Source organism: Micromonospora sp. WMMD729, from assembly GCF_049315225.1.
In the GTDB taxonomy this organism is placed as follows: Bacteria; Actinomycetota; Actinomycetes; order Mycobacteriales; family Micromonosporaceae; genus Micromonospora.
Genome location: NZ_CP186059.1, coordinates 541,538 through 554,427, shown reverse-complemented (window position 1 = coordinate 554,427; position 12,890 = coordinate 541,538). Strand labels below are relative to the sequence as shown.

Genomic DNA, 12,890 nt, shown 5'->3' with positions numbered 1-12,890 from the left:
GCGGGGCCGTCATGACGGGCCGGCGCGTCGGCCCCGGCCGGCCGGTGTCGGGGCGCTGACCTCGCGTGGTCCGCTCGTCCCCACCCGCCGGCCCGGCCCGACCGCGCTACCGCGCTGCTGCCCCGCCACGCCCCGGTCCGCCTCGCGCGGGTGACCCGCCGCGGGATCGCGCCGCTGCTCCGGCACCCGGGCCGCCGTCACCGCGAGCCGAGCCACCCGGCGTCCGTCCAGGGCCAGCACCCGCAGCAGCCACCCGTCCGCCGGGGCCGCCGGATCTTCTCCCCCGCCGTCGGACGGCTCGGCGGGCACCGGCACCTCGTCGCCGGTCAGCGGCAGGCGACCCAGCACGGCCATCACGTACCCGCCGACGGTCTCGTACGGGCCGGCGGGCAACGCCACCCCGGTCCGCTCGGCGAAGTCGGCGAGGTTGAGCCGGCCGTCGACCACGGCCGGCAGGCCGGCGTGGGTCGGGTCGGGCGTCGGGTCGTACCCGTCGTGGATCTCCCCGACGAGTTCCTCGATCAGATCCTCCAGGGTGACGATGCCGGCGGTTCCGCCGTACTCGTCCACCACCACCGCCAGGTGGTGGCCCTCCCGGCGCATCTCGGTCAGCGCGGCCAGGACCCGCTTGCTCCCCGGCACCTGCTTGACCTCGCGGGTCAGCTCGCCCACCGTGCGGCAGGGGTCGGCGTCCGGGCGGAGCAGCACGTCCCGCAGGTGCACGAACCCCACCACGTCGTCGTGGGTGCCGTCGGTGACCGGATAACGGGAGTGCGTCTCGACCCGGACCAGCCGGGCGGCATCGGCGATGGTCAGCCGGGCCGGCAGGAACACCACCTCGGTGCGGGGCATCATCACCTCGCGGACCAGGCTCGCGCCGGCCACCAGCACCTCGTCGATGATCCGCCGCTCGTCCGGATCGAGCACCGTGTTGACCGCCACGAGGTCCCGCAGTTCGGCCTCGGAGATGCGCTCCCGGCCGGCCGCCGGGCCGGTACCGAGCAGATCGGTGACGAGCCGGGTGGCCCCGTCGGCGGTACGCACCAGGATCCGGGCGACCGCCCGCGCGAGCGGCCCGGGGTCACGGCGGGACCTCTTCCGCACGCGCCGCCGGAGCCCGGAACGGGCTGCTTCCCGCATGACAGAGATGGTAGACACCGGGTGCCCACCGCACCGGAGATGTGCGGCTCTGTTTAAACGTGAGAGATTATGATGGAATAGCCGGCGGCGCGATCCACACTGCTCCCGAGCGCCGCCGTAGGGTGATCACGAGGGCCACGTCCCGGCGGGCCAGGCAGGAGGCAACGACGTGAAACTGCTCGTCACCGGGGGTGCCGGCTTCATCGGCAGCGTGGTGACCCGGATGCTGCTCGACGCCGGCCACCAGGTCGTCGTCCTGGACGACCTGCGCACCGGTCACCGCGAGGCACTCGCTCCGGACGCGACGCACGTCGAGGCGTCCATCCACGACGCCGCCCGGGTCATCACCCCCGACGCCGGTTTCGACGGGGTGCTGCACTTCGCCGCCCTCATCGCCGCCGGCGAGTCGATGGTGAAACCCGAGCTGTACTGGGAGAACAACACCGTCGGCACGCTCGCTCTGATCAACGCGGTCCGCGCCGCCCGGGTGCCCCGGATGGTCTTCTCCTCCACCGCCGCCGTCTACGGCAACCCGACCGAGCTGCCGATTCCCGAGACCGCGATCAAGGCACCCACCAACACGTACGGCGCCACCAAGCTCGCGGTCGACATGGCGCTGACCTCCGAAGCCGTCGCGCACGGGCTGGCCGCGGTGTCCCTGCGCTACTTCAACGTGGCCGGGGCGTACCTCGCCGGCGACGTCGCACTCGGCGAGCGACACGACCCGGAGACCCACCTCATCCCGATCGCCCTCGAGGTCGCCGCCGGCCGGCGGGAGAAGCTCCAACTCTTCGGCGACGACTACCCCACCGTGGACGGCACCTGCGTACGCGACTACATCCACGTCGCCGACCTGGCCCGCGCGCACCTGCTCGCGCTGGACGCCGCCACCGCCGGTCAGCACCGCATCTACAACCTCGGCAACGGAAACGGCTTCACCAACCGCCAGGTCGTCGACGTGGTCCGCGAGGTCACCGGTCGGCAGCTTCCGGTCGAGGTGGCGCCGCGCCGCGAGGGCGACCCGGCCGAGCTGGTCGCCTCCTCGGCGCTGGCCCGTGACGAGCTGGGTTGGGTACCGCGCAAGCCCACCCTGCACGACATGGTCGGCGACGCCTGGGCCTTCTACCGCGCCCACGTCCTGGAGCAGTCGTGAGCGCGAGGAGTGAGCCGGGGTTGCGAGCCCCGCAGTCGCGAACAAAGGAGGCACCGTGAGCGCGAGGAGTGAGCCGGGGTTGCGAGCCCCGCAGTCGCGAACAAAGGAGGCACCGTGAGCGCGAGGAGTGAGCCGGGTTTGCGAGCCCCGCAGTCGCGAACAAAGGAGACGCTGTGACCGCCCCCACCGGTGACGTGGTCGAGCGGGCCGCCGCCGGCTTCACCGACCAGTACGACGCTCGGCCCACCGGCCTCTGGGCCGCACCCGGTCGGGTCAACCTGATCGGTGAGCACACCGACTACAACGACGGGTTCGTGCTGCCGTTCGCGCTTCCCATGCGTACCGTGGTCGCCGCCGACCGGCGCGACGACGAACACTGGACGGTCTGGTCCGAGCTCTCCGGCGAGACGATCACCTTCGCCACGGACGACGTGGCCGAGCCCGGCCGGGTGACCGGCTGGGGCGCGTACGTGGCCGGGGTGGTCTGGGCGTTGCGCGACGCCGGCCACGCGGTGCCCGGCGCCCGGCTGGCCATCGCCTCCGACGTGCCGCTGGGCGCCGGGCTCTCCTCGTCGGCCGCGCTCGAGTCGGCGGTGCTCGCCGCCCTGCTCGACCTCGGCGGGCTGGAGTTGCCCGCCGAGGGGCAGCCCCGGCTGGCGCAGCGGGCCGAGAACGTCTACGTGGGCGCGCCGACCGGCATCATGGACCAGTCCGCGGTGATCCGCTGCCGCGCCGGGCACGCGCTCTTCCTCGACTGCCGCGACGAGTCCGTCGAGCACATCCCCTTCGACCCGGACGCCGCCGGGCTGACCGTGCTGGTCATCGACAGCCACGCGCCGCACCGGCACGCCGACGGTGAGTACGCTGCCCGCCGCCGGTCCTGCGAGGCCGCCGCCAAGGCACTCGGCGTCCCCGCGCTGCGCGACGTGACCGTCGACGAACTCGACGCCGCCCTGGCCCGCCTCGATGACGCCGAGACCCGTCGCCGGGTCCGGCACGTGGTCACCGAGGACCAGCGCGTTCTCGACACCGTCGCGCTGCTGCGCGCCGACCGGGTCCGGGACATCGGCCCGCTGCTCACCGCCTCGCACGTCTCCATGCGCGACGACTTCGAGATCACCGTCCCGGAGATCGACACGGCGGTCGAGGCCGCGCTGTCGGCCGGCGCGCTGGGTGCCCGGATGACCGGCGGCGGTTTCGGCGGCTGCGTCCTGGCCCTGGTCGAGACCGACGGAGTCGAAGCGGTGGCCGACGCGGTCCGGACCGCCTACGCCGACCGCAATTACACGGCCCCCACCGCCACCCCGGTCCTCCCCTCCCCCGGCGCCACCCGCCTGCGCTAACCCCCCCCAGCCCCCCCGCCCCCGCCCCCAGCCCGCGTCGATCTTGCACTTTCTGTGGCGACATAAGGTGCGATTACTGACCTATGGACAACAGAAAGTGCAAGATCGGCGCGGATCAGGGGCGGGTGGCGCGGGTCAGGGGCAAGGGCGGCGCGGGTCGGGGGTGAGTGGCGCGGGTCAGGCGGCTTCGACGATCATGGCGGCGCCCACCGTGCGGTTGGTGGTCTCGTCGATGATGACGAAACCGCCGGTGGTGCGGTTGCGGCGGTACTCGTCGGCCAGCAGCGGCACCGTCGTACGCAGCCGTACCCGGCCGATCTCGTTGAGCCGCAGCTCGTCCGCCGACTCGTCGCGGTGCAACGAGTTGATGTCCAACCGGTAGTGCAGCCCGCGCACGATCGCCCGCGCCGACCGGGTGGTGTGCTTGATCGCGTACCGGCCGCCGACCCGCAGCGGGGCCGTCTCGTCCATCCAGCAGACCATCGCCTCGATGTCCTGGGCGACGGCGGGCGCGTTGTTCGGCCGGCAGATCATGTCGCCCCGGGAGATGTCGATCTCGTCGGCCAGCCGTACCGTCACCGACATGGGCGGGAAGGCCTCCGCGACCGGCCCGTCGGCGGTCTCCACGGCGGCGATCCGGCTGGTGAAGCCGGACGGCAGCACCATCACCTCGTCGCCCGGCTTGAGCACACCCGAGGCGACCTGGCCCGCGTAGCCCCGGTAGTCGGTGACCGTGGTGGACTGCGGGCGGATCACGTACTGCACCGGGAACCGGACGTCGACCAGGTTGCGGTCGCTGGCGATGTGCACCCGTTCCAGGTGGTGCAGCAGTGACGGGCCCTCGTACCACGGCATGTTCTCCGAGCGGGCGACGATGTTGTCGCCGCGCAGCGCGGAGATCGGCACCACGGTCAGGTCCGGTACGTCGAGCTTCGCGGCGAAGGCGGTGAACTCGTCGGCGATCTGCTCGTAGACCTCCTGCGACCAGTCGACCAGGTCCATCTTGTTGACGCACAGGACCAGGTGCGGCACCCGCAGCAGCGAGCAGAGGAACGCGTGCCGGCGGGACTGCTCGACCAGGCCCTTGCGGGCGTCCACCAGGATCAGCGCCAGGTCGGCCGTGGACGCGCCGGTGACCATGTTGCGGGTGTACTGGATGTGCCCCGGGGTGTCCGCGATGATGAACTTGCGCCGAGGGGTGGCGAAGTAGCGGTACGCCACGTCGATCGTGATGCCCTGTTCCCGCTCGGCGCGCAGGCCGTCGGTGAGCAGCGCGAGGTTGGTGTACTCGTCGCCCCGGGCCGCGCTGACCGCCTCCACCGCGGCCAACTGGTCGGTGAAGAGCGACTTGGTGTCGTACAGCAGCCGGCCGATCAGGGTCGACTTGCCGTCGTCCACGCTGCCGGCGGTCGCGAATCGCAGCAGGTCCATGGACCGGGCCTCCGGCCCGGCCCCGGTAGCAGCCCGCGCCTCCGCATTCGCCGACGCCAGGGTCTCGGTGCTCATCAGAAGTAGCCCTCCCGCTTACGGTCCTCCATGGCAGCCTCGCTGACCCGGTCGTCACCACGGGTCGCGCCGCGCTCGGTGATCCGGGTGGCCGCCACCTCCTCGATGACCTTCTCCACGGTGTCCGCGTCCGAGCGGACCGCCGCGGTGCAGGAGGCGTCGCCGACGGTGCGGTAGCGCACCTGCGCCTTGAACCGCTCCTCGCCGGCGCGCGGCCGGAAGAACTCGTTGACCGCGTAGAGCATGCCGTCGCGCTCGATCACCTCGCGTTCGTGCGCGTAGTAGATCGACGGCAGCGGGATGCGCTCGCTGGCGATGTAGTGCCAGACGTCCAGCTCGGTCCAGTTGGACAGCGGGAAGACCCGGATCGACTCGCCCGGGTGGTGCCGGCCGTTGTAGAGCGACCACAGCTCCGGACGCTGGTTCTTCGGGTCCCACTGGCCGAACTCGTCGCGGAAGCTGAACACCCGCTCCTTGGCCCGCGCCTTCTCCTCGTCGCGGCGGGCGCCACCGAACAGCGCGTCGAAGCGGTGCTTCTCCACCGCGTCCAGCAGCACCGGCGTCTGGATGCGGTTCCGCATGCCGTCGCCGGACTCCCGGACCAACCCGCTGGCCAGGGCCTCCGGCACGCTCGCCACCACCAGCTGCAACCCCAGCTCGGCGACCCGCTGGTCGCGGTATTCCAGCACCTCGGGGAAGTTGTGCCCGGTGTCGACGTGCATGACGGGGAAGGGGATGTTGGCCGGGGCGAAGGCCTTCTGCGCCAACCGCAGCATGACGATCGAGTCCTTGCCGCCGGAGAAGAGCAGCACCGGGCGTTCCATCTCGGCGACAACCTCGCGCATCACGAAGATGCTCTCCGCCTCGAGTGCGTCCAGGTGGGAGACCCGGTAGGCCGCGGGGGAGGTCATGACACTCGCTCGCTCATCCGATTTCCAGACCTTTCCGGTCGGACATGTCAAGAAGTGCGCTCAGGCTACCCGGAATGCCTCTGCAGCGCTGCAAGCAACCGGCTGGCGAGATCCTTGCGACAGACCAGCAGGTCCGGCAGGCGCGGATCCGCCTCGTTGTATCGAAGCGCAGAACCGTCGATCCGGGAAGCGTGCAGTCCGGTGGCCGTCGCCACAGCAACCGGTGCCGCCGAGTCCCACTCGTACTGCCCACCGGCATGGATGTACGCGTCCACCTCGCCGGTCACCACCGCCGCGATCTTCGCACCGGCCGACCCCATCGGCACCAGGTGCGCGCCCACGTCCTCGGCCAGGTCGGTGAGGAACACCGGCGGCCGGCTCCGGCTCGCCGCGAGACGGATCTTGCGCTCACCGGCGGTCGCCGCCTCGACAGTCATCGGCGGGTACGCCGGCGGATAGTCGGTGCCCAGCACCCGGTGCTGCGCCGGCAACCCCACCGCACCGGCGACCAGCCCGTGCGGGCTGGGCGCGCTGCGCGCCCAGAGCGCCACATGCACCGCCCAGTCGGAGCGGCCCTCCTCGGCGAACTCCCGGGTGCCGTCCAACGGATCGATGATCCAGACCCGGTCCGCGGTCAGCCGGGACACCGCCCCGGCGTTCACCTCGGCCGCCCAGGCCAACCGCGAGCCCTCGTCCTCCTCGGAGAGCACCGCGTCCCCCGGCCGCCACCGCGCCAACTCGGTGCGGATCAGGTCGTGCGACACCTTGTCCCCGGCCGACTTCAGCGCCCCGGTGTCCGAGAAGCCCAACTCCGTACGCAGGTCCAGCAGCGCCTGGCCGGCCCGGGAGGCCAACCACCGGGCGAACGCCCCGTCGATCATCGGAGGACTGCCCATCTGCCTGCTCCCGTCGCCTCGCCGCGGCCCGTGCCCGCACGCACCGATCGGCCGCGACCCGCGTCGCCGGTCACGGCACGCCGAAAGGCGCAGACTACCGGCCCGGCGTTTCCGATCCGGTACGCACCGCCCGACTCAACCCCCGTGATACAGGTTCTGGGTCGGCTCCACGCCCTTGACGATCACCGACTCCACCACGTCGGCAGCCCGGTCCACCAGGAAATCAAGCTCCTTGCGCTCCGCCGCGCCGAAATCCGACAGTACGAAATCCGCCGGGTCCTGCCGCCCCGGCGGACGACCCACCCCGAACCGCACCCGGACGTAGTCCTTCGTGCCCAACGACTTCGACATCGACCGCAGGCCGTTGTGCCCGCCCTCGCCGCCGCCGAACTTGATCCGTACCTGGCCGAAGTCGATGTCCAACTCGTCGTGCACCGCGATCACCTGCGCCGGGGGCACCTTGTAGAACTGCGACAACGCCGCCACCGGCCCACCCGAGAGGTTCATGTAGGTCAGTGGCTTCGCCAGCACCAGCTTCGGACCACCGAACCCCAGCCGCCCCTCGGCGACCTCGGCCACCGCCCGCTTGTGCCGGCCGAACCGCGCGCCGACCCGCCCGGCCAGCAGTTCGGCCACCATGAACCCGACGTTGTGCCGGTTACCGGCGTACTCCCGACCCGGGTTGCCCAGGCCGACCACCAGCCACGGTCCCGCCTCGTCCGTCACGACCCGCCCCTTTTTAATACGTCTCTACCGACTCCCGATACGCCGACAGGCGCCCCCGATGTTCGGGAGCGCCTGCCGCACGATACGAACCGATCAGGCCTCGGTGCGCGCCTCGGTGGACTCGTCGCCCTCGGCGGCCGGGGCGGCGTCCGCGCCCTCGGAGCCCTCGGTGGTCTCGCCGACCTCGGCCTCGGCCTCCTCGGTGGCCGTCTCGACCTCGGGCAGCGTCGCCTCGAGCTGCTCCGCCGTCGGCGCGGCGGTCACCGACGCGACCGGCAGCTCCGAGTCGGCGGCCAGCTCGACGCCGGACGGCAGATCGACGTCGCCGGCGGTGATCGTGGTGCCCGCCTCGGCGCCCTCGATCGACGCCTCCAGGTGGTCCGGCACCTTGGTGGCGTCGGCGGTCACCGAGAGGGTGTCGTGGTCGTGCACGATCAGGGTGTCCTTCGCGGCCTCACCGGTCAGCTGGACCGGGACCTCGACGGTGACCTTCTCGCCGCGGCGGACCAGCAGCAGGTCCACGTGCTCGAAGGTGTCCTTGATCGGGTCACGCTGGATCGCCTTCGGCAGCGCCAGCACCTGGGTGCCGTCGGTGATGTCGATCGCGAAGAGCTGGTTGGCGCCACCCTTGCGGATCGCGGCGGCGAACTCCCGCGACGGCAGCGCGATGTGCTTGGGCTTCTCGCCGTGGCCGTACAGCACGGCAGGCACCTTGCCGGCCCGGCGGGTACGACGGGCACCACCCTTGCCGAACTCGGTGCGGGGCTCGGCGCTGATCTTTACCTCGGACACGGGGAAACTCCTGATGCTTCGCTGCGGCGGCTTGTCGTCTGGCGGTGCTGGGGCGAGGGGCTCGCTGGGGCTCATGCGTCATGAACGACTGCCCGGAGCACCGCGTCGATGACGGTGCCTCCGTGCGGCGCTTTTCAGCGGCCCGCCGGGCACCCTCGCCGTGGCAACCGCACCAGTCTACCCGAGCCAATTCCCAGGTTTCCGGCAGTCCCCGGTCACGGCTCCAGGCTGACCTGCCGGCGGTGTCTTCCGTCGGCAGGTCAGCCCGTTTCGACCAGTTTGTCAGTCTTACCCGCCGAGCCCGGCGAGGTTCAGCTCAGGCCACCGAAGAGGGTGGTCACCGAGCCGTCGTCGAACACCTCCCGGATCGCCCGCGCCAGCAGCGGCGCGATCGACAGCACGGTCAACTTGTCGAGCTGCTTCTCCGGCGGCAACGGCAGCGTGTTGGTCACCACGACCTCGCTGATCGGGCTGTTCTTCAACCGCTCGGTCGCCGGGTCGGACAGCAGCGCGTGGGTGGACGCCACCACGATCTCCGCCGCGCCCGACTCCTTCAGGATGTCCGCCGCCTTGGTGATCGTCCCACCCGTGTCGATCATGTCGTCGACGATCAGGCAGACCCGACCCTCCACCTCGCCGACCACCCGGTTCGCCACCACCTGGTTCGGCTTCATCGGGTCCCGGGTCTTGTGGATGAACGCCAGCGGGCAACCGCCCAGCCGGTCGGTCCACCGCTCGGCCACCCGCACCCGGCCCGAATCCGGCGCCACCACGGTCATCGGCCGGCCCGCGTACCTGTGCTCCACGTACTCGGCGAGCACGTCCATCGCGAAGAGGTGGTCCACCGGCCCGTCGAAGAAGCCCTGGATCTGCGCGGTGTGCAGGTCGACGGTGAGGATCCGGTTCGCACCGGCGGTCTTCAGCAGATCCGCCACCAGCCGGGCCGAGATCGGCTCCCGACCCCGGTGCTTCTTGTCCTGCCGCGCGTACGGGTAGAACGGCAGCACCACGGTGATCCGCTTCGCCGAACCCCGCTTCAACGCGTCCACCATGATCAGGGTCTCCATGACCCAGGTGTTCACCCCGTGCGTCACGGACTGCACCACGAAGGCGTCCGAACCACGCACCGAATCCTTGAACCGTACGAAAATCTCACCGTTGGCGAACTCGTACGCGTCGGCCGGCGTCGGTGCCACGCCGAGCACCTCGCCGATCTCCTTGGCCAACTCCGGGAAACCCCGTCCGGAGAAGAGCATCAGGCTCTTGCGGTTTTCGGCGACGATGCTGCCCATGGGCCCGTCTGCTCCCGTTTGTCGGCGGTACCCGGCCCGGTGGTGGTGGGTCGGGGACTATTCGGTTGCAGTATCTCCCGCGCCGGACGCACCGCCCACCGTCTCGGCCCGCCCGTGCATTGCCTCACTGTCACTTGCGGTGCCGCCCGCTTCCGACGCACCCTTCGCGTCGTCGGACCGCTGCCCACCGCGGGCACGTTGCGCGGCCTCGGCCGCCGGAGTACCGGCCCGCCGCAGCACCACCCAGCCCTCAATGTTGCGCTGCCGCGCCCGGGCGACGCCCATCGCCCCCGGCGGCACGTCGTCGACGATCACCGAACCGGCCGCCGTGTACGCGCCGTCGCCCACCTCGACCGGCGCCACGAACATGTTGTCCGCGCCCGTGCGGGCGTGGCTGCCGATCACCGTGCGGTGCTTGTTGACCCCGTCGTAGTTCACGAAGACCGACGCGGCACCGATGTTGCTCTGCTCACCGATCGTCGCGTCACCCACGTAGGTCAGGTGCGGCACCTTCGAGCCCGCCCCGATCTCGGAGTTCTTCACCTCGACGAACGTACCGACCTTCGCCTTGTCGGCGAGGCGCGCGGCCGGCCGCAGGTACGCGTACGGCCCCACGCTCGCGCCCGCACCCACCTCGGCGCCGACCGCGTGGCTGCGCACCACCGACGCGCCCTCGCCCACGATCGTGTCGACAAGTGTGACGTCCGGCCCGACCAGCGCGCCCGCGCCGACCACCGTGGCGCCGCGCAACTGGGTGTTCTGGTCGATCACCGCGTCCCGGTCCAGCGCCACCGTCACGTCGATCCAGGTGGTCACCGGGTCGAGCAGACTCACCCCGGTACGCATCCACGCCTCGTTGACCCGGTCGCGCAGCAGCCGACGCAGCGACGCCAACTCGACCCGGTCGTTGCAGCCGAGCGTCTCGACATGGTCGACGGCCACGTGCACCGCGACCGGCTCGCCGGCCGAGCGGAGCAGGCCGAACACGTCGGTCAGGTACTCCTCGCCCTGGTCGTTGTCCGTGGAGAGCTTGCCCAGGGCGGCACGCAGCCGGGCCGCGTCGAAGGCGTAGATGCCGGCGTTGATCTCGCGGATCGCGCGCTGCGCCGCGTCGGCGTCGCGCTCCTCGACGATCTGCTCCAGCCGACCGTCGGCGTCCCGGACGATGCGCCCCAGTCCGGTCGGGTCGGGCACCTCGGCGGCCAGCACGGTGGCGGCCGCAGCGGCCTCCTCGTGCGCGGTCACCAGCGCGCCCACCGTCTCCGGGCGCAGCAACGGCACATCTCCGTTGATCACCACGACCGTGCCCGAACCGTCCGGCACGGCGTCCAACGCGATCCGCACGGCGTGCCCGGTGCCGAGTTGCTCGGCCTGTAGCACCGGCGTGGCGTCGGGGGCGATCTGGGCGAGGTGGGCACGGACCTGGTCAGCGCCGTGGCCCACCACGACGACGGTCCGATCGGCGGCCAGCGGTGCCGCCGCGCTCAACACATGGCCCAGCAGGGTTCGGCCGAGCAGGGGGTGCAGCACCTTGGGCAGTGTCGACTTCATCCGCTTGCCCTCACCGGCGGCGAGTACGACGACGGTTCGAAGGTGGGGCTGGGGCACGACGTGGCTCCCGTCGGGACGGCGGACACTCTCGCGGCCATGCTAACCACGAGGCCCGGCACGGTTCCCTCTTACCCCCAGGAGAACCCAAAGCGGACTTATGGGGACAGCTCGGCCGCCAGGGTTCGAACCTGAAATACGGGTACCAAAGACCCGGGTGTTGCCAATTACACCACGGCCGATCGCACCGTCAGGAAAGACGACGCGGCAGGATACGCATCCCGCCGCTACACCTTAACGCCCGACCGCGTCGACGCCAGCACTCATACCCTTCATGATCCCGGTGGCACCCCCGCGCACGCGGCGCTGGAGACAGTTGCGCCCGGTGCCCGGGCGGACCTGGATCCGCGCCACGCAGAGCCGTTCCAGGGCGCGCGAACGGCGCACCCCGGCGGCCAGCAAATCGGCCGTGACCAGCAGGTTAAAACGGGCGTACGACAGCTCTGAGAAAGTTCCTCGTGCGATCTACCGGCCCGTAAGTTACGGTGACGTAAGCGTAGGTTAGTGATCTTCCCCCGTCCCTCTGCGAGGTGTCATGTCCACCACCGTGCTCGAACCCCCCACCACCGGCCCCGGCCCGAAACCGCTCACCGACGGCACCCAGTCTCCCGGGATTCTGGCGGCCCTGTGGGCGTTCGTCGTGATCCCGTTCGTCGCCCTGCTCGTCGCCGTGCCGGTCGCCTGGGGCGGCTGGCTGGGCTGGACGGACGTGATCATCGGTCTGGTCTGGTACGTGGTGTCCGGGCTCGGCATCACGGTGGGTTTCCACCGCTACTTCACGCACGGCTCCTTCAAGGCCAAGCGGTGGCTGCGGGTGAGCCTGGCGGTCGCGGGTTCGCTGGCCGTGCAGGGCGAGATCATCCAGTGGGTGGCGGACCACCGGCGGCACCACGCCTTCTCCGATCTGGAGGGTGACCCGCACTCGCCGTGGCGGTTCGGCACGAGCGTCTGGGCGCTGACCCGGGGCCTGTTCCACGCCCACGTAGGCTGGCTGTTCCGTCGCGAGCTGTCCAACCGGGAGCGCTTCGCCCCCGACCTGATCGCCGACCGCGACATCAGCCGGGTGGACCGGCTCTTCCCCGCGCTGGTGGCCGTCTCGCTGCTCGGCCCGGCGCTGATCGGGGGTCTGGTGACCTGGTCGTGGCAGGGCGCGCTGACCGCGTTCTTCTGGGCCGGGCTGGTCCGGATCGGCCTCCTGCACCACGTCACCTGGGCGATCAACTCGGTGTGCCACGTGTACGGCGAGCGCCCGTTCGCGATGCGCCAGGGTGACCGCGCGTCGAACTTCTGGCCGCTGGCCATCCTGTCGTTCGGCGAGAGCTGGCACAACCTGCACCACGCCGACCCGACCAGTGCCCGGCACGGTGTGCTGCGGGGTCAGGTGGACATCTCGGCGCGGGTGATCTGGCTGTTCGAGAAGGTCGGCGCGGCGTCGCAGGTGCGCTGGCCCAAGCCCGAACGCCTCGCCGCCAAGCTCGTGAAGCCGGTCGCACCCCGGTAAACCGGGCGGTGCCACGGGATGT

The 12,890-nt window shown here is 71.1% G+C and carries 11 protein-coding genes and 1 tRNA gene; 3 read left to right on the top strand and 9 right to left on the bottom strand.

Annotation, left to right across the window (positions count from 1 at the left end; translation table 11 throughout):
• Positions 1-9 precede the first annotated feature (9 nt).
• Positions 10-1,140, bottom strand: coding sequence for a hemolysin family protein (locus ACN263_RS02590; RefSeq protein ID WP_422738228.1), 1,131 nt, complete (start codon positions 1,138-1,140; stop codon positions 10-12).
• 169 nt (positions 1,141-1,309) lie between these two features.
• Between ACN263_RS02590 and galE the strand changes: the two genes are divergently transcribed.
• Both galE and galK read left to right on the top strand, forming a co-directional pair.
• Positions 1,310-2,293 (top strand): UDP-glucose 4-epimerase GalE, encoded by a 984-nt coding sequence (gene galE / locus ACN263_RS02585; RefSeq protein ID WP_422738227.1) that lies wholly within the window; start codon positions 1,310-1,312, stop codon positions 2,291-2,293.
• Positions 2,294-2,466: 173 nt separating this feature from the next.
• Positions 2,467-3,636, top strand: coding sequence for a galactokinase (gene galK, locus ACN263_RS02580; protein WP_422738226.1), 1,170 nt, complete (start codon positions 2,467-2,469; stop codon positions 3,634-3,636).
• Positions 3,637-3,813: 177 nt separating this feature from the next.
• Here galK and ACN263_RS02575 read toward each other — a convergent pair whose 3' ends face one another.
• The 8 genes from ACN263_RS02575 to ACN263_RS02540 all read right to left on the bottom strand — a co-directional run bounded on the left by ACN263_RS02575 (position 3,814) and on the right by ACN263_RS02540 (position 11,549).
• Complete coding sequence (locus ACN263_RS02575; RefSeq protein WP_422738225.1) at positions 3,814-5,142, bottom strand: sulfate adenylyltransferase subunit 1; 1,329 nt, start codon at positions 5,140-5,142, stop codon at positions 3,814-3,816.
• On the bottom strand, positions 5,142-6,053 hold the full coding sequence (gene cysD, locus ACN263_RS02570) for a sulfate adenylyltransferase subunit CysD (protein WP_422738224.1): 912 nt from the start codon (positions 6,051-6,053) through the stop codon (positions 5,142-5,144). Before cysD ends, ACN263_RS02575 begins: the two co-directional genes overlap by 1 nt.
• Positions 6,054-6,118: 65 nt before the next feature.
• Positions 6,119-6,949: an inositol monophosphatase family protein gene (locus ACN263_RS02565; RefSeq protein WP_357124581.1), complete on the bottom strand. Its 831-nt coding sequence runs from the start codon at positions 6,947-6,949 to the stop codon at positions 6,119-6,121.
• A 135-nt stretch (positions 6,950-7,084) separates the two neighbouring features.
• A complete protein-coding gene (pth, locus tag ACN263_RS02560) occupies positions 7,085-7,675 on the bottom strand; it encodes an aminoacyl-tRNA hydrolase (protein WP_422738223.1) in 591 nt (196 codons plus the stop codon).
• A 93-nt stretch (positions 7,676-7,768) separates the two neighbouring features.
• Positions 7,769-8,467, bottom strand: coding sequence for a 50S ribosomal protein L25/general stress protein Ctc (locus tag ACN263_RS02555; protein WP_422738222.1), 699 nt, complete (start codon positions 8,465-8,467; stop codon positions 7,769-7,771).
• Between the two features lie 311 nt (positions 8,468-8,778).
• The gene (locus ACN263_RS02550) at positions 8,779-9,759 is read right to left on the bottom strand and encodes a ribose-phosphate diphosphokinase (RefSeq protein WP_355048964.1); all 981 of its coding nucleotides are present in this window, start codon (positions 9,757-9,759) and stop codon (positions 8,779-8,781) included.
• A gap of 57 nt (positions 9,760-9,816) precedes the next feature.
• A complete protein-coding gene (gene glmU / locus ACN263_RS02545; RefSeq protein WP_422738221.1) occupies positions 9,817-11,367 on the bottom strand; it encodes a bifunctional UDP-N-acetylglucosamine diphosphorylase/glucosamine-1-phosphate N-acetyltransferase GlmU in 1,551 nt (516 codons plus the stop codon).
• A gap of 110 nt (positions 11,368-11,477) precedes the next feature.
• Positions 11,478-11,549: transfer RNA gene (locus ACN263_RS02540), tRNA-Gln, on the bottom strand.
• Between the two features lie 353 nt (positions 11,550-11,902).
• Between ACN263_RS02540 and ACN263_RS02535 the strand changes: the two genes are divergently transcribed.
• Positions 11,903-12,868, top strand: a complete 966-nt coding sequence (locus ACN263_RS02535; protein ID WP_422738220.1) for an acyl-CoA desaturase — start codon at positions 11,903-11,905, stop codon at positions 12,866-12,868.
• The last annotated feature ends 22 nt before the right edge of the window (positions 12,869-12,890 follow it).

Bases quoted from the DNA above. Each gene is read 5' to 3' on its own strand.
- ACN263_RS02565 (WP_357124581.1), bottom strand. From the start codon at position 6,949: ATGGGCAGTCCTCCGATGATCGACGGGGCGTTCGCCCGGTGGTTGGCC.
- ACN263_RS02590 (WP_422738228.1), bottom strand. From the start codon at position 1,140: ATGCGGGAAGCAGCCCGTTCCGGGCTCCGGCGGCGCGTGCGGAAGAGG.
- ACN263_RS02575 (WP_422738225.1), bottom strand. From the start codon at position 5,142: ATGAGCACCGAGACCCTGGCGTCGGCGAATGCGGAGGCGCGGGCTGCT.
- cysD (WP_422738224.1), bottom strand. From the start codon at position 6,053: ATGACCTCCCCCGCGGCCTACCGGGTCTCCCACCTGGACGCACTCGAG.
- ACN263_RS02550 (WP_355048964.1), bottom strand. From the start codon at position 9,759: ATGGGCAGCATCGTCGCCGAAAACCGCAAGAGCCTGATGCTCTTCTCC.
- ACN263_RS02535 (WP_422738220.1), top strand. From the start codon at position 11,903: ATGTCCACCACCGTGCTCGAACCCCCCACCACCGGCCCCGGCCCGAAA.